The 25,864-nt window shown below is 71.7% G+C and carries 18 protein-coding genes and 1 pseudogene; 14 read left to right on the plus strand and 5 right to left on the minus strand.

Annotated elements, in window-relative coordinates; all coding sequences use genetic code 11:
* Positions 1-95 precede the first annotated feature (95 nt).
* Positions 96-1,706, minus strand: coding sequence for an alpha/beta hydrolase (locus LRD69_RS21895; RefSeq protein WP_277328247.1), 1,611 nt, complete (start codon positions 1,704-1,706; stop codon positions 96-98).
* A gap of 105 nt (positions 1,707-1,811) precedes the next feature.
* Positions 1,812-4,634 (minus strand): lysylphosphatidylglycerol synthase domain-containing protein, encoded by a 2,823-nt coding sequence (locus tag LRD69_RS21900; RefSeq protein WP_277328248.1) that lies wholly within the window; start codon positions 4,632-4,634, stop codon positions 1,812-1,814.
* 236 nt (positions 4,635-4,870) lie between these two features.
* On the opposite strand from LRD69_RS21900, the gene LRD69_RS21905 reads away from it, so the two are divergent.
* The 6 genes and pseudogenes from LRD69_RS21905 to LRD69_RS21930 form a co-directional block, all read left to right on the plus strand.
* A complete protein-coding gene (locus LRD69_RS21905) occupies positions 4,871-5,278 on the plus strand; it encodes an MGMT family protein (RefSeq protein ID WP_277328249.1) in 408 nt (135 codons plus the stop codon).
* A gap of 280 nt (positions 5,279-5,558) precedes the next feature.
* Positions 5,559-9,002 carry an ATP-dependent DNA helicase gene (locus LRD69_RS21910; protein WP_277328250.1) on the plus strand — a complete coding sequence of 1,148 codons (3,444 nt, stop codon included), beginning with the start codon at positions 5,559-5,561 and terminating at the stop codon, positions 9,000-9,002.
* Positions 9,003-9,116: 114 nt separating this feature from the next.
* Positions 9,117-12,659: a UvrD-helicase domain-containing protein gene (locus LRD69_RS21915; protein ID WP_277328251.1), complete on the plus strand. Its 3,543-nt coding sequence runs from the start codon at positions 9,117-9,119 to the stop codon at positions 12,657-12,659.
* A gap of 10 nt (positions 12,660-12,669) precedes the next feature.
* Positions 12,670-14,064, plus strand: a complete 1,395-nt coding sequence (locus LRD69_RS21920) for a dipeptidase (protein WP_277328252.1) — start codon at positions 12,670-12,672, stop codon at positions 14,062-14,064.
* A gap of 44 nt (positions 14,065-14,108) precedes the next feature.
* Positions 14,109-15,056 carry an NAD(+) diphosphatase gene (nudC, locus tag LRD69_RS21925; RefSeq protein ID WP_277328253.1) on the plus strand — a complete coding sequence of 316 codons (948 nt, stop codon included), beginning with the start codon at positions 14,109-14,111 and terminating at the stop codon, positions 15,054-15,056.
* Between the two features lie 147 nt (positions 15,057-15,203).
* A pseudogene (locus LRD69_RS21930) lies at positions 15,204-15,435 on the plus strand (bifunctional 5,10-methylene-tetrahydrofolate dehydrogenase/5,10-methylene-tetrahydrofolate cyclohydrolase); the annotation flags it as partial.
* Positions 15,436-15,542: 107 nt separating this feature from the next.
* Here LRD69_RS21930 and LRD69_RS21935 read toward each other — a convergent pair.
* The gene (locus tag LRD69_RS21935; protein WP_277328254.1) at positions 15,543-15,785 is read right to left on the minus strand and encodes a mycoredoxin; all 243 of its coding nucleotides are present in this window, start codon (positions 15,783-15,785) and stop codon (positions 15,543-15,545) included.
* A 204-nt stretch (positions 15,786-15,989) separates the two neighbouring features.
* On the opposite strand from LRD69_RS21935, the gene LRD69_RS21940 reads away from it, so the two are divergent.
* The 5 genes from LRD69_RS21940 (at position 15,990) to LRD69_RS21960 (ending at position 19,950) form a co-directional block, all read left to right on the plus strand.
* Entirely contained in the window at positions 15,990-18,191 is a 2,202-nt protein-coding gene (locus LRD69_RS21940) for an ATP-dependent DNA helicase UvrD2 (RefSeq protein WP_277328255.1), read from the plus strand.
* Positions 18,192-18,356: 165 nt separating this feature from the next.
* Positions 18,357-18,695, plus strand: coding sequence for a hypothetical protein (locus LRD69_RS21945; RefSeq protein ID WP_277328256.1), 339 nt, complete (start codon positions 18,357-18,359; stop codon positions 18,693-18,695).
* A gap of 172 nt (positions 18,696-18,867) precedes the next feature.
* Complete coding sequence (locus LRD69_RS21950; protein WP_030915514.1) at positions 18,868-19,236, plus strand: WhiB family transcriptional regulator; 369 nt, start codon at positions 18,868-18,870, stop codon at positions 19,234-19,236.
* A 32-nt stretch (positions 19,237-19,268) separates the two neighbouring features.
* On the plus strand, positions 19,269-19,592 hold the full coding sequence (locus LRD69_RS21955; RefSeq protein ID WP_277328257.1) for a hypothetical protein: 324 nt from the start codon (positions 19,269-19,271) through the stop codon (positions 19,590-19,592).
* Between the two features lie 154 nt (positions 19,593-19,746).
* The gene (locus LRD69_RS21960) at positions 19,747-19,950 is read left to right on the plus strand and encodes a hypothetical protein (protein WP_277328258.1); all 204 of its coding nucleotides are present in this window, start codon (positions 19,747-19,749) and stop codon (positions 19,948-19,950) included.
* Positions 19,951-19,977: 27 nt separating this feature from the next.
* Here the strand turns inward: LRD69_RS21960 and LRD69_RS21965 are convergent, their stop codons facing one another.
* Together LRD69_RS21965 and LRD69_RS21970 are read right to left on the minus strand one after the other, a co-directional pair.
* Complete coding sequence (locus LRD69_RS21965; RefSeq protein ID WP_277328259.1) at positions 19,978-21,399, minus strand: AarF/ABC1/UbiB kinase family protein; 1,422 nt, start codon at positions 21,397-21,399, stop codon at positions 19,978-19,980.
* Positions 21,400-21,440: 41 nt separating this feature from the next.
* On the minus strand, positions 21,441-22,631 hold the full coding sequence (locus LRD69_RS21970) for a ThiF family adenylyltransferase (RefSeq protein ID WP_277328260.1): 1,191 nt from the start codon (positions 22,629-22,631) through the stop codon (positions 21,441-21,443).
* 196 nt (positions 22,632-22,827) lie between these two features.
* Between LRD69_RS21970 and LRD69_RS21975 the strand changes: the two genes are divergently transcribed.
* The 3 genes from LRD69_RS21975 (at position 22,828) to LRD69_RS21985 (ending at position 25,852) form a co-directional block, all read left to right on the plus strand.
* Positions 22,828-23,451 (plus strand): M48 family metallopeptidase, encoded by a 624-nt coding sequence (locus LRD69_RS21975; protein ID WP_277328261.1) that lies wholly within the window; start codon positions 22,828-22,830, stop codon positions 23,449-23,451.
* Positions 23,452-23,558: 107 nt separating this feature from the next.
* Positions 23,559-25,160 (plus strand): TerD family protein, encoded by a 1,602-nt coding sequence (locus tag LRD69_RS21980; RefSeq protein ID WP_277328262.1) that lies wholly within the window; start codon positions 23,559-23,561, stop codon positions 25,158-25,160.
* A gap of 11 nt (positions 25,161-25,171) precedes the next feature.
* A complete protein-coding gene (locus tag LRD69_RS21985) occupies positions 25,172-25,852 on the plus strand; it encodes an AIM24 family protein (protein ID WP_277328263.1) in 681 nt (226 codons plus the stop codon).
* Positions 25,853-25,864 lie beyond the last annotated feature (12 nt).

A 25,864-nucleotide genomic window follows, 5' to 3' on the forward strand; every position in this document is an offset into this window, starting at 1 on the left:
GGGCCCGTGTGTACGGCGTGCGAGCCATGCTAGTGCCGCGTCGCGACGGGCGAACCTTGGCTGACACGGCACTAGTGGCCGCCGCCGACAGCCCCTCAGCGGCAGACGGTGCCGGCCGCAGGTACCTTTCCGTCCATCAGGTAGCCGCCCACCGCCTTCTGCACACAGGCATTGCCGCTGTTGTACGCGCCGTGCCCCTGACCCTCGTACGTCATCTGCACCCCCACGCCCTGACCCAGCTCGTCGGCCATCGCCTTCGCGCCCTTGTACGGGGTCGCCGGGTCACCCGTGTTGCCGATGACCAGGACAGGGGCCGCGCCGGGGGCGCTGACGTCCGGGGTGTCCCAGGCGCCGGGCACCGGCCAGCCGTTGCACGCCACCAGACCCCAGCCCAGATAGCTGCCGAAGATCGCCGAAGCCTTCTGGAACTCGGGGAGCCTCGTTTTCGCCTCGTCGACGTTGAACCGCTGCTTGGAGTCGGTGCAGTTGATGGCCGTGTTGGCGGGCGACAAGTTGTTGTACTGCCCGTCGTCGGAGCGGCCGTTCAGCGAGTCGGCGAGGGCCAGGAGCAGTGCGCCGTTCCCGCCGTCCGCCTCGTCGAGCCCCTGCTCCAGCAGGTTCCAGGTCTCCCTGGAGTAGAGGGCGGCCGCGATACCCGTGACGGCCTGGGTCTGTGTCAGCTTCCGGGTGCCGAGCCCCTGGATCGGCCGCTTCTCCAGCCGCTGGAGAAGGTCGGCGATCCACAGTTCGACCTCCTTGCCGGTCGCACCGGGGAGTTGACAGGCGTCGCCGCGGTCCGCGCAGTCCTTCGTGAAGTTGTCCAGGGCCAGCTGGAAGCCCTTTGCCTGGCCGAGGGAGGACTGCTCGTAGTTCTCGGTCGGGTCGACGACCGCGTCGAGCACCGCCCTGCCGACGTTCTTCGGGAACAAGTGGGCGTAGACGCCGCCCAGTTCGGTACCGTACGAGATGCCGAAGTAGTTCAGCTTCTTGTCGCCGAGCACCCGGTACATCAGGTCCATGTCGCGGGCGGCGTTGGTGGTGCCGACGTAGGGGAGCTTGTTGCCGGAGTTCTTCTTGCAGGCCGCCACGTACTTCTGCTGTCCCTTGGCGAAGGCCTGCACCTCGGCGGCGTCGTCCGGGGTGAGGTCGCTCTGGAAGTAGGCGTCGAGCTGCTTGTCGTCCAGGCACTCCACGCCCTCGCTGCGGCCGACCCCGCGCGGATCGAAGCTCACCAGGTCGTAGCGGGCACGGAGCTTGTCGTACGTGGTGCCGAAGGCCGGCAGCGTGGTGATGCCTGAGGCGCCGGGGCCGCCGAAGTTGAAGATGAGCGAGCCGATCCGCCGGCTCGGGTTGATCGCCCTGGCGCGGATGAGCGCCAACTCGATGGTGTCGCCGTCCGGCTTCGCGTAGTCGAGCGGCACGCGCATGGTGGAGCACTCCCAGGCGGCGCCACCGGGCAGCGGGGAGGGGGCGGTGCCGCCGCCCTCGGCCGCGGACGGGGCGGGGCAGGGCTTCCACTCCAGCTTCTGGGACGCCAGGTCGCCGGGCGCGGTCGTTTCGGCGGCGTTGGCCGCATGGGGCGAGCTCGTTATGCGGCCCGTACCGGCCGCTGGGTCGCTGCCGGCATCCGAACACGCGGCGAGGGGCAGCAGAACGGTGGCGGTGGCGGCGAGGGCCGCGGCGCGCAGGGCGGGGGAGGTGCTCATCGCCCCATCGTGCGGCGGGGTACCGGCGGGCGCGCGGGGCACCGGTCCATGCGGGTGGTTGAGGGTGGGGAGGCCGGGCCGTAGTCCGTATCGGTGAACCAGGTCCTACAGGGCGCCCTTGCGGGTCAGGTGGTTGAAGCAGATCCAGCCGGGAAGGACCGGCAGCCACAACGTCATGAGCCGGAACAGCAGTACGGCGGGCGCCGCAACCTCCTTGGGCAGACCGACCGCGATCAGACCCAGCGTCAGCGCACCCTCGACCGCACCCATCCCGCCCGGGGTCGGCGCAGCCGACCCCAGCGCGTTGCCGGCGAGGAAGACGACCGCGATGCTCGCGTAGCTGAGCTGCGGTACGTCGGGACCGCTGAACGCCCGGATCGACGCATCCAGGCACATCACGAACAGGCCGGTCAGCAGCAGCATCCCACCGATGCCGGTGAGCAGTTTCTGCGGCCGCTGCACGACGTCGAGCATCCGCGGTACGACTCCGGCGAACAGCGACCGTACCCGTGTCACCACGAACTTCCGCAGGAACGGAATCGCGGTCACCACGAGCACCAGCACCGCGACCGTCAGCAGTCCCGCGATCACCGTCCTGGACGGGGTGAGCGAGGACGGGGTCTTCTCGGTGCCGGTCAGATAGCCGAACGCACCCAGCAGCAGCACGTGGCAGCCGAGCCCGAACAGCTGCGAGGCGCCGACACTCGCGACGGCCAGCCCCGGGCGCACCCCGGAACGCTGCAGGAACCGGGTGTTCAGCGCCACCCCGCCGACGGCGGGCGGCGCCACGATCTTCACGAACGAGCCGGCCACCTGTGCCAGCACGGTCCTGCCGAACGGAACCCGCTCCGGCACGAACCCCAGCAGGCTCATCGCGGCCGCGATGTAACTGAGCGCCGAGAACCCGAGCGCCGCCGCCACCCAGCCCCACTCCGCCTGCTCGACGACCGCACCGAAGTCGGCCTCCGTGACCTGCGAGATCAGGAAGTACGCGGCGATCGCACCGGCGATGAAGCTCAGGAGCGTACGCGGCTTGATCCGCTCCAGCCGGACCGGTTCGACAGGCGCCTGCGGCCGGATCAGCAGCACCTGGCGGCGGATCTGGGTGAGCAGATCCTCCTCGCGAGCCTCGTCCAGCGCATCGTCCATGGCGCGCTTCTCGGCGCGCTTCTCCGCCTGCTTCTCACTGCGCAGAGCCTTGCGGTCGGCGGGGACCGAGGGGGTCCCTTCCCGTTCCAGCGCCTCGGACTCCTGAACCTTGGCGCGCTTGGCCGCGTCCGACGCCTCGAGGACCGCCTCCCGTTCGCGCTGCGACCGCTCCCGGGCGAGCCTGCGCAGCGCCGCCCGGGTCGACCGGCTCAGCGCGATCGGCTGGAGCAGCGGCAGACAGTCGGCGACGGCATCGGGGCCGAGGACCTCGAGCGCGGCGGCGACGGCCCGCTCGGCTCCCACCCGCAGGCCGGTGGTGGTGAGGAGCTGGGCGATGTCCATCCGCAGCACCAGATCACCGGCCGCGATCTCGCCGCCCCGCAGATCGGTGACGAACACCGTGCCGGAACGATCCACCTGGATCGCGTCGCCGGTGAGCCTGCGGTGCGCGATCCGCCGCGACTGCAGCGCCCTCACCTGCCACCAGGCGCCGCGTACCAGGTCATCGGTGATCTCCGCGTCCTCCAGCCCGTCCAGGGAACGTCCGCTGATGTGCTCGTACACCAGCATCACGGCGTCGGGACCGAGCTCGGAGGTGGCGATCAGCTTGGGGGCGTTGGCCCCGGCGGCGATCGCCGCGTACGCGAGAAGCGCCTCCTGCTCCAGCGCCTGGCGCAGCGACTGGATGGACCGGCGCTGGGTGAAGGCGCGCAGGGTGAGCCTGCGCCACACCCGGTAGAAGAAGCCCTGCGCCTGCTGTTCACGGTCGACGACCGTCACGTCCAGCGGTGGACCGTCCTCCAGTGAGACCAGATAGCGGCGGCCCCGGTCGCTGTGGTCGCCGGAGTCGGGGGTGTCGTCGGCGCGCATCGCGGTGACCGGCCGGAAACCGACGTGGCGCAGACCGGCCATCAGATGCTGACCGGTCGGCCGGACGTTCGGCGAGCCGACCGCGTACAGCGTGCCGTACGCCACGGTCCAGCCGATCAGTACGGTCAGGATGATCGAGAACGGAGTCGTATAGCCGCCGACCAGCATGGCGAAGGCGTCCAGCAGCAGCACCACCCACAGCACGACCCGCCAGCGCGGCCGTCTCGCCATTCCGACCGCCGTCATATAGGCGATGACGGGCGCGAGATAGCCGTGCACGGGATCGGTGAGCGCGTCACCGGGCTGCGGCTGGGTGAGAGCGTCCTGAATGGTGCCGGGGGCGGACTTGGCGACCCAGAGGTCGGTGGCGAGCGTCACCCCGTGCGCGAGTACGGCGGCGAGGACCCCGTCCGCGATCCGCAGCCCGTCACGTTTGATCAGCCGCTCGATGGCGAAGGCGACGGGCACGAGGAGCACGGCGATGCTGGAGACCAGACCGGCGAGCTTGATCAGGACGTCGGGCGCCTGGTCCGTGCCCTTGTTGATGTCGTGTTCGAGGCCGGTGGTCGTGCCGTGGGCGAATGCGGCGATGGAGATCAGGACGGCGATCGCCAGCACGCCGACGAGGAGCCGCATGAGGTCGGAAGGGCGGTGCACGCGCGCGGGGAGCAGCGGCTCGTCCCCGGAGACGCGGTCGGCCTGTTCGGCCTCGGCGACGGTGGAGAGGGTGGAGCCGACCAGATGGTGCTCCCGCTCGGGCGCCGTCTCCGGGAACTGCTGCCGATCGGGCTTCGTCTCCTGGTCGGGTACCTCGGCCCGGTCCTTCTCCTCCGGTGCCTCGGTCCGGTCCTGCCCCTTCTCCGGGCGAGGCTCGGCATCAGAGGCGTCCGCCGCCTTCGGTGGCTGCACGCCCTGCTCCTTCGTCGCCTCTGATTGGTCTTCGTGTTCTCGTATCACCGGTCACCGCCCGCATGATGGTGGCACGGCCCGGAGGCAGAGAGGGGCATCAGGGTGCATTGCACGGTTGCGCGATGCGCAACATACGCCCCTTTGCCCGTGCGTGCACACTCAGTGAACGTAGGTGTACGGTCCGCTCGGTCGCCGTCCGGTCCGGGCTGTCGGTGGCCTACGGCACCATGGGTCGGATGAGCGAACAACGGACGAGCGGCGGCGGGGCGACGGACGACCGGGCGCCCGACGAGCTTCCCGAGTACGCCGAGCGCGTGCTCGACGTCGCCGACCTGATTCCGCCCGGCCGCGTCATGACGTACGGCGATGTCGCGGAGTGGCTGGGTGAGGGCGGCCCGCGCCAGGTCGGCCGGGTCATGGCGCTGTACGGCGGTGCGGCGCCCTGGTGGCGTGTGGTCCGTGCCGACGGGGCACTCCTCCCCGGCCACGAACTGCAGGCGCTGGACCACTACCGCGAGGAGAGCACCCCGCTGCGTGAGGCGTCCCGCAGCGCGGCCGGCCACGTGCCACGCCTCGACATGAAGCGCGCGCGGTGGGACGGCGTGACCGGGGCGGGGGACAGGACGGGGGAAGCTCACACCTGACAGCTTCCGCCATTCGGCTCCGCCACGGGAGGCGCCGGGCCCGTGCGACGTACGGGAGCGACTGCGCGACGTACCTCCTGATCCGCCCCTGACCTGCTGATTTCCGGGTTGCCCGGCACTCGGGTGCACCCTCTGCGGGACCGTCCGGGCGATGTGGAACGTGACGATCGACGCAGCGGACTCGCCACATTGCATGCCCCCGCTGGCGTAGCGTCGACAGTTCGCGGCGCGCACCCCCGCCCCCTCACCACCAGCACACCCACCAGGACCGGCGATCCACGTGAGCTCCTCCTCCTTCACCCGGTACAGTCCGCACCGTCACACACGGCAGCGGACCACGGGTACGTACCGACTGGTGCGTACCCGGCCGGGTTCCGTGGACCCCCCTCTCCTTGACGCGGCACAGCGGGCGGTGGTTGACCACCCCGGCGGCCCGCTGCTGGTCCTCGCCGGGCCCGGCACCGGCAAGACGACCACGCTCGTCGAGGCGGTCGCCGCCCGCGTCGCCCGGGGCGGCGACCCGGCCCGCATCCTCGTGCTCACCTTCAGCCGCAAGGCCGCAGTGGAGTTGCGCGACCGGATGGCCGCCCGGCTCGGCGCCGCCCGCGGTCCGCAGGCCACCACATTCCACTCGTTCTGTTACGCACTGGTCCGCGCCCATCAGGACGCCGATCTCTTCGCCGAACCGCTGCGGCTGCTCTCCGGGCCCGAGCAGGACGTCACCGTCCGCGATCTGCTGGCCGGTCAGCTCGAACTGGCGCAGGAGGGCCTCGCGCACATCCGCTGGCCCGACGAGCTGCGGGCCTGCCTGACCACACGTGGCTTCGCCGACGAGGTGCGTGCGGTGCTCGCCCGCAGTCGCGAGCTGGGTCTCGGTCCGGACGCCCTCGCCGACTTCGCGCTCCGCACCGGCCGCCCGGACTGGGGTGCGGCCGCCGAGTTCCTCGCCGAATACCTGGACGTGCTGGACGCGCAGGGGGTGCTGGACTACGCGGAGCTGGTCCACCGGGCGGTGCTCCTCGCCGAGCGCCCCGAGGTGTCGGCGCAGCTGACCGGGCAGTACGACGCCGTGTTCGTCGACGAGTACCAGGACACCGATCCGGCGCAGGTGCGGCTGCTCCACGCGCTGGCCGGCAACCGGGGGACGGCGCCGGGAACCGCCGGCGGCCGGGACCTGATCGCGTTCGGCGACCCGGACCAGTCGATCTATGCCTTCCGGGGCGCCGATGTGAACGGCATCCTCGACTTCCCGGAGACGTTCCGGCGGGCGGACGGCGGCCCGGCCCCGGTCGGCGTCCTCACTACGTCGCGGCGCTCCGGCGCCCAGCTGCTGGACGCCACCCGGCTGATCACCCGACGCATGCCGCTGACCCGCCTGCCGTCGGCGAAGGTGCGCGCCCACCGGGAGCTCGCCGCGGCCCGCGAGGGCGGCCACGCGGAGGCGTACACCTATCCGACCGCGTCCACCGAACTCGACAACATCGCCGACCTGCTGCGCCGCGCCCATCTGGAGGACGGCGTGCCGTGGAACGAGATGGCGGTGCTGGTACGCGCCGGCGGCCGCACGATCCCCGCGGTGCGCCGCGCGCTCACCTCGGCGGGGGTGCCCCTGGAGGTCGACGGGGACGACCTGCCGCTGCGCCACGAACCGGCGGTGGCGCCGCTGCTCATGGCACTGCGCACCGTCGCCACGGCAGCACTGCACCGCTCACCCGCCTCGGTGGCGGCCTCGGCGGCAGCGTCCGACGCGCCCCCGGCCCCGGTACCGGACTCCGTGACCGCCCCGGGCGCGGAAGCGGGCGTGCCCCAGCCCCCGCCCGCGCACCCCGCCCCCGGCGACCCCTCTGCGCCCTGGCTCGACACCGAGACCGCTCTCGCTCTCCTCGCCTCCCCCCTCGGCTCGATGGACGCCGCCGATCTGCGACGGCTCGGGCGGGCGCTGCGCGACGAGGAGCGGGCCGCCGGGAACCGCGTACCGCCGCCCTCCGGCGACCTGCTCGCCCGCGCCCTCGCCGAGCCCGAGCGCCTCGTCGCGCACGACCCCGCGTACGCCCGCGGTGCCCAGCGTCTCGGTGCGCTCCTGCGCAAGGCCAGGGAGCTCCTCGAAGGCGGCGGCACCGCCGAAGAGGCCCTGTGGGAGCTGTGGGCCGGCACGCCGTGGCCGGGGCGGCTCGAACGGGCCGCGCTGCGCGGCGGCGCGGGCGGCCGCAACGCCGACCGCGACCTCGACGCCGTCTGCGCGCTCTTCGACACGGCGGCCCGCGCCGAGGAACGCACCGGCGGCCGCGGCGCGCTCAACTTCCTCGAAGAGGTCGACGCCCAGGACATCGCGGCCGACACCCTCTCCAAGCGCGTCGTACGCCCCGACGCCGTACGCCTGATGACCGCGCACCGGTCGAAGGGGCTGGAGTGGCGGCTGGTCGTCGTCGCAGGGGTGCAGGAAGGCCTCTGGCCCGACCTGCGCCGCCGGGGTTCGCTCCTGGAGGCGGACCGGATCGGCCGCGACGGACTCGCCGAACCGCTCACCCCGGGCGCACTCCTCGCCGAGGAGCGCCGCCTCTTCTACGTCGCGGCGACCCGCGCCCGCGAACGCCTCATCGTCACCGCGGTGAAGGCCCCCTCCGACGACGGCGACCAGCCGTCGCGCTTCCTCACCGAGCTCGGCGTCACCCCGCGCGACGTCACCGGCCGGCCCCGCCGCCCCCTCGCCGTCGCCGCGCTCGTCGCCGAGCTGCGCGCCACCACCGTCGACCCCGATGCCTCCGACGCCCTGCGCGACGAGGCGGCCCACCGGCTGGCCCGGCTGGCCGCGCTCACGGACGACGAGGGCCAGCCACTCGTACCGTCGGCCCACCCGTACCGCTGGTGGGGCCTGTACGAGCCGACCCGCTCGGCCGTCCCGCTCCGCGACCGGGACCACCCCGTGGCGCTCTCGGGCAGCGCACTCGACCAGCTCGCCAACACCTGCGCCCTGCAGTGGTTCCTCGGCCGGGAGGTGAAGGCGGACGCTCCCGCGACGGCCGCCCAGGGATTCGGCAACGTCGTGCACGTACTCGCCGACGAGGTCGCCTCCGGCCGCACCCCCGCCGATCTGGCGGTCCTGATGGAGCGCCTCGACTCCGTCTGGGACGGCCTGGTCTTCGACGCCCCGTGGAAGTCCAGGCAGGAGAAGGAACAGGCGCGGGCCGCCCTCGAACGCTTTCTGCGCTGGCATGTGATGGACCGCACCGGTCGCACCGCCGCCGCGAGCGAGCACGACTTCGACGTGACGCTCGAAGCGGGGGAGTACGAGGTACAGATCCGCGGCTCCATGGACCGCGTCGAGCAGGACGCCGACGGCCGGGCATACGTCGTCGACTTCAAGACCGGCAAGCAGTCGCCGACCAAGGACGAGGTCGCCCGTCACCCCCAGCTCGCCGTGTACCAGCTGGCCGTCCGGGAAGGGGCCGTCGACGAAATCTTCGGCGGCCACCGTCCGGACCCCGGTGGAGCCGAACTCGTACAGCTGAGGCAGCCCGCCCCCAAGAAGGAGGGCGGCGACGCACTTCCCAAGGTGCAGGCCCAGGAGCCGCCCGCCACCGAGTGGGTCTCCGACCTGCTGGCCACGGCCGCCGGCCGCGTCCTGGACGAACGCTTCACCCCGACGACCGGTCAGCACTGCACCCACTGCACGTTCCGCGCCTCGTGCAGCGCGCAGCCGGAGGGCCGCCACATCCTGGAGTGACGCGGGCACCGGTCGTGGACGGTCACCCCGCGCAGCCGGACGGCCACATGGGCGTCGATGCCGCCGCCGGTCGCCCCGCGCGTTTTGTCGGTGCGCCCGGTTAGCCTCTGTGGAGTGTCCTCACGCATCACCGATCCCGAGCAGCTCAAGGAACTCCTCGGGATCCCCTTCACCCCGGAGCAGACGGCCTGCATCACCGCGCCGCCCGCCCCGCAGGTGATCGTGGCCGGAGCCGGGTCCGGGAAGACCACGGTGATGGCGGCGCGCGTGGTGTGGCTCGTCGGGACCGGGCAGGTCGCCCCCGAGCAGGTCCTCGGGCTCACCTTCACGAACAAGGCGGCCGGCGAGCTCGCGGAGCGCGTCCGCAAAGCCCTCGTCGCCGCCGGGGTCACCGATCCGGACGCGATCGACCCGGACAACCCGCCGGGCGAGCCCAGCATCTCCACGTACCACGCCTTCGCCGGACGGCTCCTCACCGAGCACGGTCTGCGGATAGGGCTCGAACCCACCACCCGCCTCCTCGCCGACGCCACCCGCTACCAGCTCGCCGCCCGCGTGCTGCGCGAGGCGCCCGGCCCGTACCCGGCGCTGACCAGGTCGTTCCCCACCCTGGTCAGCGATCTGCTGACACTCGACGCCGAGCTGGCCGAGCATCTCGTCCGCCCCGAACAGCTCGCGGAGCACGACACCGAGCTCCTCCGGACGCTCGCATCGGCCCGGCTCACCAACGCCGAGCTGCGCAAGATCCCCGAGACCGCCGAGGCCCGCCGCCAGCTGCTGGCACTGACCCGGCGCTACCGGGACGCCAAGCGCAGCCGTGACCTCCTCGACTTCGGCGACCAGATCGCGCTCTCCGCCGAGCTGGCCCTCACCCGCCCCGAGGTCGGTGCGATCCTGCGCGACGCATACCGGGTCGTCCTGCTCGACGAGTACCAGGACACCTCCGTCGCCCAGCGCCTGCTGCTCTCCGCCCTCTTCGGCCGCGGCCCCGACGGCACCGCGTCCGGGCACGCCGTCACCGCCGTCGGCGACCCCTGCCAGGCGATCTACGGCTGGCGGGGCGCCTCCGTCGCCAACCTCGACGACTTCCCGCACCACTTCCCGCACGCCGACGGCGCCCCCGCCACCCGCTACGCCCTCAGCGAGAACCGCCGCAGCGGCGGCCGCCTGCTGCACCTGGCCAACGGGCTCGCCGAGCCGCTGCGCGCCATGCACGAGGGCGTCGAGGCGCTGCGCCCCGCCCCGGGCGCCGAGCGCGACGGGATCGTCCGCTGCGCCCTGCTGCGCACCCACACCGAAGAGATCGAGTGGCTCGCCGACTCGATCGCCCATCTCGTGCGGACCGGCAAGGCGCCCGGCGAGATCGCCGTCCTGTGCCGCACCGCCGGGGACTTCCCGCAGATCCAGGCGGCGCTCGTCGCCCGCGACATCCCGGTCGAGGTCGTCGGCCTCTCCGGGCTGCTGCACCTGCCCGAGGTCGCCGACCTCGTCGCGGTCTGCGAAGTCCTCCAGGACCCCGGTGCCAACGCCTCCCTGGTCCGGCTGCTCACCGGCCCCCGCTGGCGGGTCGGCCCCCGCGACCTGGCCCTCCTCGGCCGCCGTGCCCGTCTCCTCGTCCACCGCGCGACCCACGCCGACGACGACTTCGACCCGGACCGCCGGCTCGCCGAAGCCGTCGAGGGCATCGACCCGGCCGAAGTGATCTCGCTCGCCGACGCTCTCGACACGTTCCTCGAATCGGGCGGTACGGAGGACGACGGGCTGCCGTTCTCCACCGAGGCCCGCATCCGCTTCGCCCGCCTCGCCGCCGAACTGCGCGACCTGCGCCGGTCGCTGGCCGACCCCCTCATGGACGTTCTGCACCGCGTCCTCGCCACCACCGGACTCGAAGTCGAACTCTCCGCGTCGCCGCATGCCCTGGCAGCCCGCCGCCGTGAGACGCTCGCCAACTTCCTGGACGTGGCGGCCCGCTTCGCCGCCGTCGACGGCGAGGCGACGCTGCTGGCCTTCCTCGGCTTCCTGCGCACCGCCGTCCAGTACGAGAAGGGCTTGGACAACGCGCTGCCCGGCGGCGAGAACACCGTCAAGGTCCTCACCGCCCACAAGTCCAAGGGCCTGGAGTGGGATGTCGTCGCCGTGCCCGGCCTGGTCACCGGCCAGTTCCCCAGCGGCCAGTCCCGCGACGCGTGGACGTCCCAGTCCAAGGTCCTCCCGCACGCCCTGCGCGGCGACGCTGCCACGCTGCCCGTCGTCCACTCCTGGGACGCCAGGGGACTGGGGGGCTTCAAGGCGGAGATGAAGGAGCACCAGCACACCGAGGAGCTGCGCCTCGGATATGTCACCTTCACCCGGCCCCGCACCCTGCTGCTGGGCTCCGGCCACTGGTGGGGCCCGTCCCAGAAGAAGCCGCGCGGTCCGTCCGGCTTCCTGCAGGCGCTGTACGAGCACTGCGCGGCCGGTCACGGTGAGATCGAGGCCTGGGCGGACGAGCCGGCGGACGGCGAGGAGAACCCGGCGCTGGCCGAGGCGGCCGCCGACCACGCCTGGCCGCTGCCCCTGGACGACACGGCGCTCCGCCGCCGCCGGGCGGCCGCGGACACGGTGATGGCTCATCTGGAGAAGCTGGCGACGGGGGGGAGCGGCGCTGCGCCGGGGGCGTATCCCGTCGCAGCGGACGACGACGCGGTCCCGTTCCCCGACGAGCCGTACCCCCTCCCGGACGACCCGCACACCGAGGGCGAGCCGTACCCGGACGAGCCGTACCCGGACGAGGCCGCGGACTGGGACTCCTGGACCACCGACCCCCCCACGGCCCCAGCCGCACGGCTCCCGGTCCCGCACGTCCCCGCCCAGCACGCCCCCGACGCCCTGGTCCCGCACGTCCCCGCAGCACGCACCCCCTCGCGGCTCACCCCGGAGGAGTCCCGCACCCTCGCCTCCTGGGACCGGGATCTCGACGCGCTCGCCGGTGAGCTGCGCCGCGCCCGCGCCACCGTGCGCGAGGTCGTCGTGCCCGCCTCGCTCTCCGCCACCCAGCTGCTGCGTCTCGCCGACGACCCCGACGGCTTCGCCCAGGAACTGGCCCGCCCCATGCCGCGCCCGCCCGCGCCCGCGGCCCGCCGCGGCACCCGGTTCCACGCCTGGGTGGAGTCCCGCTTCGAGGAGCTGCCGCTGCCCATGCTCGGCCCCGACGAGCTGCCCGGCGGCGACGAGAGCGACGCCGACATCGCGGACGAGCGTGACCTCGCCGCGCTCAAGGAGGCCTTCGAGCGCACCCCGTACGCCCACCGCACCCCCTACCGCGTCGAGACACCGTTCCGGATCACCCTCGCGGGCCGGGTGATCCGCGGCCGGATCGACGCCGTGTATCGCAACGAGGGCCCCGACGGGGACACGTACGAGATCGTCGACTGGAAGACCACCCGCAACGTGCCCAGCAGCCGCGACGGCGCCCGGGGCTCCACCCCCGCAGCCGACCCGCTCCAGCTGGCCGTCTACCGCCTCGCGTGGGCCGAGCTCCACGACGTCCCGCTCGACTCCGTCACCACCACATTCCTGTTCGTCCGCAGCGGAGAGGCCGTCCACCCCGCCGGTCTGCCGGGCCGGGCCGAGCTGGAAAGGCTTCTCCTGGACGAGCCACCCCCACCGGGCCGTTAGGCTCAAGACCATGAGCGACACCCCGGACAGCGCCGTCCGTACGTACACCGAGCAGCACCGCACAGCCTTCCTCGACGATCTCGCCGAGTGGCTGCGCATCCCCTCCGTGTCCGCCCAGCCGGAGCACGAAGAAGACGTACGGCGCAGCGCCGAGTGGCTGTCCGCCAAGCTCAAGGAGACCGGTTTCCCGGTCACGGAGATCTGGGAGACCGCGGGTGCGCCCGCGGTGTTCGCCGAGTGGCCCTCGGACGACCCGGAGGCTCCGACCGTCCTGGTCTACGGGCACCACGACGTGCAGCCCGCCGCCCGGGAGGACGGCTGGGACACCGACCCGTTCGAACCGGTGATCCGGGACGGGCGGATGTACGGGCGTGGCGCGGCCGACGATAAGGGCCAGGTGTTCTTCCACACCCTCGGTGTCCGGGCCCACCTCGCCACCACCGGCCGCACCACCCCCGCCGTGCACCTCAAGCTCCTCGTCGAGGGCGAGGAGGAGTCCGGCTCCCCGCACTTCCGCGCGCTGGTCGAGCAGCAGGCCGCACGCCTCGCCGCCGACGCCGTGATCGTCTCCGACACGGGCATGTGGGACGAGACGACCCCGACGGTCTGCACCGGCATGCGCGGCCTCGCCGAGTGCGAGATCGAGCTGCACGGGCCCGGGCAGGACATCCACTCCGGATCGTTCGGCGGCGCCGTCCCCAACCCGGCCACCGCGGTGGCCCGGCTCGTCGCCGCGCTGCACGACGCGGACGGACGGGTCGCGATCCCCGGCTTCTACGACGGCGTGACGGAACTCACCGACACCGAGCGCGCCCTCTTCGCCGAGCTCCCCTTCGACGAGGCCACCTGGCTGCGCGCCGCCAAGTCGCAGGCGACGACGGGCGAGGCCGGCTACTCCACCCTGGAGCGCATCTGGGCCCGCCCCACCGCCGAGGTCAACGGCATCGGCGGCGGCTACCAGGGCGCCGGGAGCAAGACCATCATCCCGTCCTCCGCCCTCGTGAAGCTCAGCTTCCGGCTGGTCGCGGGCCAGGACCCCGACCGGGTCCAACAGGCCGTCCGGGCCTGGGCCGAGGCGCAGTTCCCGGCCGGTGTCCGCCATCGGATCACCTTCGCCCCGGCCACCCGCCCCTGTCTGACCCCGCTGGACCACCCCGCGCTGCAGGCCGTGGCCCGCGCCATGGGGCGGGCCTTCGGACAGAAGATCCTCTTCACCCGCGAAGGCGGCTCGGGACCCGCCGCCGACCTCCAGGACGTGCTCGGCGCGCCCGTCCTCTTCCTGGGCATCTCCGTACCGTCCGACGGCTGGCACGCCCCCAACGAGAAGGTCGAACTCGACCTTCTGCTCAAGGGCGTGGAGACGGCCGCCCACCTCTGGGGCGAACTGTCCGCCGCACTCCGCTGAATCCTCTGAACGCCCGATCCATCCCGGGGGAGTAGGAAGCACCTGTGAGCACCTTCGACAACGCCACCACCGACCGGCCCATCGGTCTCACCGCGCCCAGCGGCATCGACCGCGCCGCACACCACCGCCTCGACGAGGCCTGGCTCTCCGCAGCCTGGAGCCACCCGACCACCCGGGTCTTCGTGGTCTCGGGCGGGCAGGTGCTGATCGACGACACGGCCGACGGCGGTACGGAGATCGTCATGACCCCGGCCTTCGAGGCCCCGGTCACCGAGACCCACCGCTACTTCCTCGGCACCGACGAGGACGGTGTCAGCTACTTCGCGCTGCAGAAGGACTCTCTGCCCGGCCGCATGGACCAGCCGGCCCGCCCGGCCGGCCTGCGCGAGGCCGGGTTGCTGCTCGGCCCGCGCGACGCGGGGCTGATGGTGCACGCGGTGGCGCTGGAGAACTGGCAGCGGCTGCACCGCTTCTGCTCCCGTTGCGGCGAGCGCACGGTCATCGCGGCGGCCGGCCACATCCGTCGCTGCCCGGCCTGCGGCGCCGAGCACTACCCGCGCACCGACCCGGCGGTGATCATGCTGGTCACGGACGAACACGACCGTGCGCTGCTGGGCCGTCAGGTGCACTGGCCGGAGGGCCGCTTCTCGACGCTCGCGGGCTTCGTCGAGCCCGGGGAGTCGATCGAGCAGTCGGTGGCCCGCGAGGTGTACGAGGAAGCGGGCATCACGGTCGGCGAGGTCGAGTACATCGCAAGCCAGCCCTGGCCGTTCCCATCCAGTCTGATGCTCGGTTTCATGGCGCGGGCCACGTCGTCGGAGATCAATGTGGACGGTGAGGAGATCGAGGAGGCCCGCTGGTTCTCCCGCGAGGACCTGACGGCGGCGTTCGAGTCGGGCGAGGTCCTGCCGCCCTTCGGCATCTCGATCGCGGCCCGTCTGATCGAACTCTGGTACGGCAAGCCGCTCCCGAGGCCGGGCAGCGTCGGCTGACCGCTGACCGCTGACCGCTGACCGCTGACCGCTGACCGGTGACGGTCTGCGGGCCGGCGGTGCCGGGGGGCCGCTCGCCCCCGGGAAACGACTCAGGGCCACTGATCCGGCCCCGGGACGTGACGTGACGTCGATGGTCCGGTAGGCGACGTCCTGCCGGCCGCAGTCTGCGGGCCGCGCTTCATCGCGGGCGCGGACATCGGACCGGGCGCCATGGTGATCGACGCCGGCTGCGACGAGGGCGACCTCGGCGATGTCGACTTCGCCACAGCCGGCCGAGCGGGCCCGTCTGATCACCCCGGTCCCCGGCGGCGTCGGGCCGGTGACCTTCGCGGTCGTCCTCGGGCGGGCGGTCACGGCTGCGGCCCGGCAGCCCGGCGCCGCAGCGCCCCGACCTGAGGCCCGGGCTTCCGGGAACACGAACGCCCACTGCCTTCCGGACCAGCCGGAAGGCAGCGGGCGAGCGCGCCCTGCGCAGGCGTGCGGTCAGACGCCGACCTTCAGCTTGACCTGGGCCAGGGAGGGGTTCGTCAGCGTCGAACCGTCGGCGAAGAGAACGGTGGGAACGGTCTGGTTGCCCCCGTTGGCCTTCTCGACAAAGGCCGCGGACTCCGGGTCCTGCTCGATGTTGATCTCGTTGTACGCGATGCCCTCGCGGTCCATCTGGCCCTTGAGCCGACGGCAGTAGCCGCACCACGTGGTGCTGTACATCGTCACAGTGCCCGGCATGTCTTCGCTCTCCTCTGTCTTGTTCGTCTCGTTACGTCGCGTCGTCACATCTCGCGGAAAAGCTGGAAAGGTGAGTCCTCGCTGGGAGTGGAACGTACGTGACCCGGTTGCCATTCCCGCGGTGGCCCCGCATTAGTACGACGGATACCGCTCCCCTGTGGACAACTTCCGCGTCCGCCTCTCCCGACCTGGCAGCATGGCGGGGTGACATCAGCAACGCATTCCTCTTTCTTCCCCCAGGTCCCCGAGACGGCGGACGCCGTGCTCGACGGGCTGGATCCCGAGCAGCGCGAGGTCGCCCTGGCCCTGCACGGCCCGGTGTGCGTGCTGGCCGGAGCCGGTACGGGAAAGACGCGCGCGATCACGCACCGCATCGCGTACGGGGTGCGCGCGGGGATACTTCAGCCGACGAGTGTGCTGGCCGTCACGTTCACCAACAGGGCCGCGGGCGAGATGCGGGGGAGGCTGCGCCAGCTCGGCGCGGCCGGGGTGCAGGCGCGGACATTCCATTCCGCCGCCCTGCGCCAGCTCCAGTACTTCTGGCCGAAAGCGGTCGGTGGTGATCTGCCGCGGCTGGTGGAGCGCAAGGTCCAACTGGTGGCCGAGGCCGCGGCCCGCTGCCGCATCCGGCTCGACCGCAACGAGCTGCGGGACGTCACCAGCGAGATCGAGTGGGCCAAGGTCACCCAGACCGTGCCCGCCGACTATCCGGCCGTGGTCGCCAAGACCCAGCGGGACGCCCCACGCGATCCGGCCGAGATCTCCCAGGTCTACGCGATGTACGAGCAGCTGAAGCGCGACCGCTCGGTGATCGACTTCGAGGATGTGCTGCTGCTCACCGTGGCGATCCTCCAGGACCGCCACGACATCGCCGACCACGTCCGCCGCCAGTACCAGCACTTCGTGGTCGACGAGTACCAGGACGTCAGCCCGCTCCAGCAGCGCCTCCTCGACCTCTGGCTCGGCGACCGGGACAGCCTGTGCGTCGTCGGGGACGCCAGCCAGACCATCTACTCGTTCACCGGGGCCACCCCCGACCACCTGCTGAACTTCCGCGCCCGCTACCCGAACGCGACCGTGGTCAAGCTGGTCCGGGACTACCGCTCCACGCCCCAGGTCGTCCATCTCGCCAACGGCCTGCTCGGCCAGGCCCGCGGCCGGGCCGCCGAGCACCGACTCGAGCTGGTCTCGCAGCGCGAGCAGGGCCCCGAGCCGGGCTACACGGAGTACGCGGACGAGCCCGCCGAGGCCGAGGGCACCGCCCGCAGGATCCGTGAGCTGATCGCCGGGGGTGTGCCGGCCGGTGAGATCGCCGTGCTCTACCGGGTCAACTCGCAGTCGGAGGTCTATGAGCAGGCCCTCGCCGACGCGGGCGTGCCGTACCAGCTGAGGGGCGCGGAGCGCTTCTTCGAGCGGGCCGAGGTGCGGGAGGCGGGCGTCGCCCTGCGCGGTGCGGCCCGCGCCGGGGGCAACGACTCCTTGCTCGACGACGCGGAGGGGCTGCCCTCGCAGGTGCGGGCGGTGCTCTCCACCAAGGGGTGGACCACGGAGCCGCCCGCGGGGTCCGGAGTGGTGCGCGACCGCTGGGAGTCCCTGGCCGCCCTGGTCCGGCTGGCCGAGGACTTCGAACAGGCCAGGCCGGGAGCGACGCTCTCCGACCTGGTGGCGGAGCTGGACGAGCGGGCCGCTGCCCAGCACGCCCCGACGGTCCAGGGAGTCACGCTGGCCTCGCTCCACTCCGCGAAGGGGCTGGAATGGGACGCCGTGTTCCTGGTCGGGCTGACCGAGGGCATGATGCCGATCACCTACGCCAGGACCGACGAGCAGATCGAGGAGGAGCGTCGGCTGCTCTACGTCGGCGTCACCCGGGCGCGCCTGCATCTGTCGCTGTCCTGGTCCCTGTCCCGGTCTCCTGGCAGCCGCGGCGGACGGCGCCCGAGCCGCTTCCTGAACGGGCTGCGACCCGGGTCGGCGGCGCTCGGCGGGCGCGGTGCGGCCCGCGGCGGGGGAGTCGGCGGGGGCGGTGTCGAACGGCCCGCGGTGGTCAGGCGCGGGCGCCGTGGCCCTGCCCTGTGCCGGGTCTGCGGCAAGACCCTCACCGACGCGGGCGAGATGAAGCTGATGCGCTGTGAGGACTGTCCCTCGGACATGGACGAGGCGCTGTACGAGCGGCTGCGCGACTGGCGCGCGGTCCGCGCCAAGGAAATCGGCCAGCCCGCCTACTGCGTGTTCACCGACAAGACGCTGATGGCGATCGCGGAGGCGGTCCCGCGAAGCGACGGCGAACTGGCGGGAATCGCCGGGGTCGGTGTCCGGAAGCTGGACCGGTTCGGCGCCGCCGTACTGGCCATCTGTGCAGGTGAGGACCCGGACGAGGAGAGCGGGGAGGACGACGGGGAGGTGTGAGCAAAACTCGTCGAAAAAATAGTTTGCGCCCGCACCAGTCATCACCATAGGTTCTTAACCACGGGAACAGCGACTTCTCTGAAGCCCTGACCCCGTGCTGTACTTATCCGAATACGCAGGACCGGCACGGCCGGTCCACCGAGACGCCGAGAGGAGGCGATTGTCGTGATCAGCATCATCAAGACCAACAAAATGACCGATCTCTCGGTCGTCTCCGCCTGCTCGCTCGGCCTCGCCTGCTCTTCGGAATCTTCGCTGCTTGGCACCGGTCTGTCCGGCATTTCCGCCGTCAGCCCGCTGTCCCTGGCGAGCCTTCCCGTGCGGGAGCGCAATGAGCGACCGACCCAGGCACCGACGGCAGCAGTAGCGAAGGGACAGGCCAAGGCGGCCTATGCCTTTGCGGCGGTCGGTGCCGGAGCCGGAGCCGGAGCCGAGCAGCAGACGACGCACCACCACACGATGTGGGCCTTCCGTGGGCCTGAACCCTGGAGCGATCCAGCCTGATGGACCATCAGGCCGGCGCCTTCAGGGCCGCGGAACCCCACTCGGGATCCGCGGCCCTTTTGTTTTGTCCCAACGGACGACACAGCGAGAAGGCGCCTCGGGACAAGCAGTACCCGGTACCAGCAGCCACCCGGCCGACCGGCCGGAACGACCAGACGAGGACACCACCACCGTGCAACTCGAAGCGCACGCCCCGTCCGTACCGCCTTCCGAAACGATCCCCCCGCCCGGCCTCACGGAGGACTCCACCTTGATCCCCCTCACTGCGCTCACCGCGCTCGACGACGCCATCGAGAACCTCGGCGTGCCCGTCCCCTGCCGCTCCTACGACCCGGAGGTCTTCTTCGCCGAGTCGCCGGCCGATGTCGAGTACGCCAAGTCCCTCTGCCGCACCTGTCCGCTCGTCGAGGCCTGCCTCGCCGGCGCCAAGGAGCGCCGCGAGCCGTGGGGTGTCTGGGGTGGCGAGCTCTTCATCCAGGGCGTCGTCGTCGCTCGCAAGCGGCCGCGTGGCCGTCCGCGCAAGAACCCGGTCGCGGCGTGACCGCCGGCCTGGGGGTCACGGCCCCCAAACCCATGAAGCGCATCGGAACCATCGACCGTCCCCGAACCCACGACCCCCGGAATCAGGCACCAATGTCCGTCCCCACACATGAGCCCATCGGCTCCGCAACACCGAACGCCACGACCATCGGCGCGAACGACTCGCGTCAGAACAGGACCCGCGAAATGCAACTCATCCCAGAAGCCCTGGCTCGTGCGCATATGCACGACCGCCTGAGGGAAGCCGACGTCGAACGCCGGGCCGTACGCCTGGTCTCGGCCCGGCGGATGCAGCGCCGTGCGGAGCGCGCTTCGATGCGCGCCCGCCGTGCGCTGGCCATGGCGGTCATGCTCTAGTCAGGCTCCACCAGCGCAGCACCCGCTGCCGGGCACCGCTCTGCCCGACGGCAAGTCAGTACCCCTTCCGCGGGGCCGGTCCGAACGGGGCCGGCCCCGCGGTCGTGCTGTGTGGTGCCGTGCCGTGCGGTGGGGACGGAGTTATCGTCACGTGGTGGACGAGGAGACTCATCACCCCGCACAGCCGGGCGTCGGTGCCGTGGTGTGTTCCCGGTGCGGCGCCGCCGCCGACAGCGACTACGCGCCGCCGACCTGGGTCTGCTCCGTGGAGAACGGCAGACGCCAGTACTTCTGCGACGACTGCGCCCGGCTCCATATCCGGGCGATCGAGGGCCGCCTCGACTCGGTCTGGTGGTGACGGGCCCGGCCGGGCCCGGACCCGCGCCTATACCTCGGTCGCCGCGTCGCCCACCAACTGCTCCTGCCCGGGAAGCCCCTCGACCGGCGCCTCCTCGACCGGCGCCTCTTCGATCGGCATGAACCCCGGCACCCAGGCGGCCAGTTCGTCCCGCAGTCTCACTTTCGCACCCAGCTGGCACAGCACCCCGATCGTGCTCAGCGTCACCCGGTGTATAAGCAGATAGGCGGGTGGCAGATTCAGCTGCTTGCCCAGCTGATGGGCGGGGGAGCGGAGATCCGCTATCCGGGCCGCTTGAGTGCGCATCCAGCTCCGGGTGAAGGTGAACTCCTCCACCTGCGCCGGTTCGATGATCGGCAGCAGATAGTCGAGTACCGCCTCCGGGTCGAGGGCGATCGACTCCTTGACGAATCCCTCCTCGCGCAGCAGCGCGTACACCGCTTCCGCGTCACCTTCCAGTGTCAGCCGCAGCGAGTCCCCGATGGGCTGCGGCAGACCGCCCGGCAGCCGGTCCACCGTGCCGAAGTCCAGCACCCCGAGCCGCCACTGCCCGGCGTCGCCGTCCTCCTTGTCCGCGGGGAGCAGCCGGAAGTTGCCCGGATGCGGGTCCGCGTGCAGCAGGCCCGTACGCGCCGGGCCGGAGAACAGGAAACGCGCCAGCAGCTGGCCCGCCCGGTCCCGCTGCTCCTGTGTGCCCTCCGTGATCACCTCGGAGAGCGGAACCCCCTCGATCCACTCCGTCACCAGCACCTGATCGGACTGGTGCACCACATCGGGGATCACCACATCGCGATCGCCTGCGAACTCCTCGGCGTGCGCCCGCTGCGACCGTGCCTCCAGCTCGTAGTCCAGCTCCTCCGACACCCGGTCACGCAGCTCCGTGATGAGCGGTTTGATGTCCATCCCGGGGATCAGCGGCCCGAGCAGCCGGGCGAAACGGCTGAGTTGGGTCAGATCCGAGAGCAGGGCCTCCCCGGCGCCCGGGTACTGCACCTTCACCGCGACGTCGCGACCGTCGTGCCAGACCGCCCGGTGCACCTGCCCGATCGAGGCGGCGGCCGAGGGCTTGTCCTCGAATTCGAGGAACAGCTGCCGCCAGTCCTCGCCGAGCCGCTCCTCCAGCACCGTATGGACCGTGCGGGTCGGCATAGGAGGTGCGGCTTCCTGCAGCTTGGTGAGCGCCGCCCGATAGGGACCGGCGACCTCCTCGGGCAGCGCCGACTCGAAGACGGACAGGGCCTGGCCGAGCTTCATGGCACCGCCCTTCAGCTCTCCCAGGGTTTTGAACAGCTGGTCCGCCGTGCGCTGTTGGAGCTCACGGGCGACTATCTCCGCGGACCTGCCGCCGATCCGCTTGCCCAGGCCCCACGTGGCACGGCCGGCAAAGCCGAGTGGCAGCGCAGCCAGCTTCGCGGTGCGGGTGACCGCTTTCCGGGGAAGATCAGACATGCGCCCCTCCAAATCCCAGACTGCTGTGCCGCGTGCGGCGATTACCCGGCCATTGTGTCGTGCGCCGCGTCGAGCACTGAGGTGCGCTCCCCCACAGTGTGCCCACCCGCCCCGCAGAAACAGCCCAGGTGAGCCCCGATCTGCTCCGACCGCCAGTCCAGCAGCGGCAGAGCGGCCTCCCACCGGGCCCCGGTGGTGGCGGGCAGTTCGCCGTCCAGAAAAGCCAGTGCATGGGCTGCCGCCAAGCCCGCCACTGCCGTGGCGAGCCCCAGATCGCACGCCTGCACCGCGTTGCGCCGACCGGACCGCCACTGTGCCAGCATCCGCGGCCACTGCGGATCACGGTCCGCGCGGGCCAGCTCCAGGCATCCTGCGCAGGCCGTACCCCCGGGGAGAACCAAGGGGCCGACCACGCCGGTGGCTTCGATCACCCCGGCATAGAGATGAGGAATGCCGGAGGCGATCCAGCTTTCGGCGGCGCGCGGGTCGGGGGCGTACACCGCGAGACCGTCCCGGGGTGCGACGACGACCAGTGACAGGCCGGGCCCGCCGTTCGCCGCATCACCGAGGACCGGGACGCCACTTCCCCGGGTGCCGGCCGCCGCGGTGCCCGCGGTTTCCGTCGCCCGCGGCGCAGGTCCGACGGCCGATCGACGCACCAACTGCCGGGCTGCGGTGTCCCTGCGCTCTCCGACCGCGGTCGCCGGGAGTCCGCCGGGTGCGACGTCCGAGGGCTCGGCGAGCCCGCCGTCCAGAACCTCGACCCGGCCCACTCCGGACCCGGACAGCAACGCGGCGATGGCGGCACCGACCCGGCCCGCGCCTCGCACCTGGACCCGCATCGAGCGGCGGGCCGCCAGCCGGCGCAGCCCGCCGCCCGGTTCGGGATGGACGACCGAGAGCGACGCGAGGTCGGGGCGCTGCCGCTCCAGGACGTCGGTCCGGTTCCGCAGGGCGTCGGCCTCCGGGCCGCCGGCCCGCACATCGTCGATCAGCCCTGCGTCCGCCAAGCGCCGCACCAGTGTGTCCACCTGAGGACCCGGCAGATCCAGTGCTCGTGCCTCTTCGCGCAGCAGCGGCAGTCCGCGCGTTCCGTCGAGAAGTTCCAGGAAACTGCCCGTGGCGATGTCCACCGGGCCGAGCTTCACCGCGTGAGCGCGTGTCACGCCGAATTGCACGGTGTTCCTGCCGCGCCAGGCGCGCCGCAGCGCGGGCTTCAACATCGGATGCATGGTTTCCCCCGGTCGGTGTCCTTCGTGCGGAGCTCCGCGTGATCCGTTGCCAGAATGCAGGCCGGCCTCGAAACGTGCAGAAAGTTGTCCACAGGCGGGGCATTTAGTCGTTCAAATGGTGCATGCCGTGGAGTGGATCAAGCATCAACAGCCCAGGGGCGGGACTTCCCCTGCCGGTACCGGGTAACGTCGTGCCGTGCCCGCCGACCCGTCACCCGGCTTCGCCGGGGAGACCCCCGCGCGCAGCGCCGGAGATCATCAGCGCAGCGCGGCCAGCCATCCGCCCCGCGTCTCGGCGACGAGCGCGGTCGAGGTCCGCAGGAGCACCCGGCGCAGCAGAACGGTATCCGCGTACCGGGAGGGCGACCGAACCATCGTGCTGATCCCCGCACGGATGTCGGACGCGGAGGAGCGGCGCTGGGTGAGCGTGATGCTCGACAAACTGGCCGCCCAGGAGAGCAAGCGGATCCTCGGTGACAGCGAACTCGCGGAGCGGGCCGAGCGGTTGTCCGCCCAGTATTTCGGCGGCCGGGCCAGACCGGCGTCCGTCCGCTGGGTGACCAATCAGAACACCCGATGGGGTTCGTGCACTCCGGCGGAGGGCAGTATCCGCCTGTCGCACCGGTTGCAGGGCATGCCGGAGTACGTCGTCGACTACGTGCTCGTGCATGAGCTGGCGCATCTGCTGGTTCCTGGTCACGGTCCGCGGTTCTGGCGGCTGCTGGAGGCGTATCCGCGGACCGAGCGGGCCCGCGGCTACCTCGAAGGGGTGGTGGCGGCCGACCGGCTGCCGCATCTGCCGGCCGCCCGCAGTGAGTGACGCGCGGTGGTTCTGTACCGGGTGTGTACCGACTTGGCCCAATGTCGGATTTTGCGGCTAGCCTGGCGCGACGCATTCATATTCGGGATGGGGGACGGTCGTTACGCATGGCCAGGGAATTCCAACGCGGCCACAAGGCCAAGATCAGTGATCTCACGCCGGGGACGGACCTGTACGTAGGTGTGCAGATCGCCGGCCCGGGGCTGACCTTTGACATCAGCTGCTTCGGCCTCGATGCCAATGAGCAGCTCTCCGACGACCGGTATTTCATCTTCTTCAACCAGCCGAAATCGCCCGAGGAGTCCATTCAGCTCCTCGGTGCCCAGGCCGGTGACACCGAGTCGTTCCGCGTCACGCTGGACCGCATTCCGGCGAACATCCACAAGCTCTCCTTCACGGCGACGGTCGACGGCGCGGGGCAGATGTCCCAGGTCGGCCCGGGGTACATCCGGATCGTCGCGGGTGGCGAGGAAGTCGTCAGGTACGCCTTCACCGGTTCGGAGTTCACCACCGAGCGTGCGGTGATGCTGGGCGACTTCTACCTGAAGGACGTCTGGCGGTTCGCTGCCGTCGGTCAGGGCTTCGACGGCGGCCTCGATGCGCTGCTGAAGAACTTCGGCGGTGAGGTCGCCGAGGAGGCGCCCGCAGCGCCGCAGCCGCAGGCGGCCGCCCCGTCGTTCGCCCCGCCCGCGCAGCCTGCCGCCCCGGCGCCGGCCCCGTCCTTCGGGGCTCCGGCCGCCCCCCAAGTTCCGCAGCCTGCACCGTCCTTCGGGGCCCCGGCCGGCCAGGCTCCTGCGCCGCAGCAGCAGATGCATGCGGCGCCGACCATCGCGGCTCCGATGACGCCGCAGGGCGGCACCGTTCCGCCGCCCGCGCCTGCCCCGGCTCCGTACGGGCAGCCGGGCCAGCCGCCGCAGCAGCCGCAGTTCGGACAGGTCCCCGGCCAGCCGGTGCCCGCCGCCCCGTACGGCCAGCAGGCTCCCGCCCCGTTCGGGCAGCAGCCTCCCGGTATACCCCAGGGCGTGCCGCAGGGAGTGCCGCAGTCCGGTGCAGGTCTGCAGGCCGCGCTCCAGCCGTACAAGGAGACGGCCACCGGCCAGCGTTGGACCCCGCAGAACCAGCAGCTCATGCGGGTCGACCTCACCATGGGCGGCACCCCCGTGCTCGCCCGCCAGGGCTCCATGGTGATGTACCAGGGCAAGGTCGACTTCGGCTACAAGGGTGCCGGTTTCGCCGGCCGCGTGGTCGGAAACGCCACTGGTCAGGAAATGCAGCTGATGCGGTGCACCGGCCGGGGGCAGGTCTTCCTCGCCGAGGACGCCGCCCATCTGCACCCCATCGAGCTCCAGGGGGACGGCATCTGCGTCTCGGCGGAGAGCGTCCTCGCCTTCGACGAGTCGCTGCAGTACGAGGTCCGCCGGATCGAGGGGCACGGTATCCCCGGTGGCGCCCTGTTCACCATGCAGTTCCAGGGCACCGGCACGGTCGTCGTCAAGACGCACGGCGTTCCCGTCGTGCTGCCGGTCACGCCGACCACGTTCGCCGACTGCAACGCCGTCGTGGCCTGGTCGTCGGCGTCCCAGGTGATCATCTCCAGCCAGGTCCGGCTGCGCCGCAACGCGTATCCCGGGCACAGCGGAGAGACCGTGAACCTCCAGTTCCGGGGAGCGCCCGGCAACTTCATCGTCGTCCAGCCCTACGAGGTCTGAGGGAGCCCGTCATGAATCAGCAACTCGCGGGCTTCGCCCCGACCCCCGTCACGGCCCGTATGGAGAACCACGGGCACTCGATGCTCAAGGTCGCCATGGCCACCGGCCAGGACCTCTACGCACGCACCGGCTCGATGGTGTCGTACGAGGGATTCATCCAGTACGAACCCAACCCGCCCGCCGTCCGCCAGATCGCCTCCCAGTGGATCACCGGCGAGGGTGCGCCCCTGATGAAGTGCTCCGGTGACGGACTGCTGTACCTCGCGGACTACGGCGCCGATGTGGTCGTCATCAATCTCAACAACGACTCCCTCTCGGTCAACGGCACCAACGTCCTGGCCTTCGACGGCCACCTCACCTGGGGTGTGGAGCGGGTCAAGGGGCTGGCCAAGTTCGCCGGCCAGGGCCTGTGGAACGTCTGCATCTCCGGTACCGGCTGGGTGGCCATCACCTCGCGCGGCACGCCGATCGTCGTCGACTGCGGACGCGGCGAGGACGAGACCTACGTCGACCCGGACGCCCTCGTGGCGTGGTCCCCGAACCTCAAGGTGAAGGGCAAGCGCAGCTTCAAGGCCTCCTCGCTCATCGGGCGCGGAAGCGGCGAGGCGTACCAGATGGCGTTCTCCGGCCAGGGCATCGTCGTCGTCCAGCCGAGTGAGGACAGTACGGACCGCCTGCGGGTCCGGAACTGAGGGGGAGCGAGT

Source organism: Streptomyces sp. JH14, from assembly GCF_029428675.1.
Taxonomy (GTDB): Bacteria; Actinomycetota; Actinomycetes; order Streptomycetales; family Streptomycetaceae; genus Streptomyces.

Coding starts and splice junctions, on each gene's coding strand:
- LRD69_RS21920 (WP_277328252.1), top strand. CDS start 12,670: ATGAGCGACACCCCGGACAGCGCCGTCCGTACGTACACCGAGCAGCAC.
- LRD69_RS21980 (WP_277328262.1), top strand. CDS start 23,559: ATGGCCAGGGAATTCCAACGCGGCCACAAGGCCAAGATCAGTGATCTC.
- LRD69_RS21955 (WP_277328257.1), top strand. CDS start 19,269: ATGAAGCGCATCGGAACCATCGACCGTCCCCGAACCCACGACCCCCGG.
- LRD69_RS21935 (WP_277328254.1), bottom strand. CDS start 15,785: ATGCCGGGCACTGTGACGATGTACAGCACCACGTGGTGCGGCTACTGC.
- LRD69_RS21965 (WP_277328259.1), bottom strand. CDS start 21,399: ATGTCTGATCTTCCCCGGAAAGCGGTCACCCGCACCGCGAAGCTGGCT.
- LRD69_RS21985 (WP_277328263.1), top strand. CDS start 25,172: ATGAATCAGCAACTCGCGGGCTTCGCCCCGACCCCCGTCACGGCCCGT.
- LRD69_RS21970 (WP_277328260.1), bottom strand. CDS start 22,631: ATGCATCCGATGTTGAAGCCCGCGCTGCGGCGCGCCTGGCGCGGCAGG.
- LRD69_RS21895 (WP_277328247.1), bottom strand. CDS start 1,706: ATGAGCACCTCCCCCGCCCTGCGCGCCGCGGCCCTCGCCGCCACCGCC.
- LRD69_RS21905 (WP_277328249.1), top strand. CDS start 4,871: ATGAGCGAACAACGGACGAGCGGCGGCGGGGCGACGGACGACCGGGCG.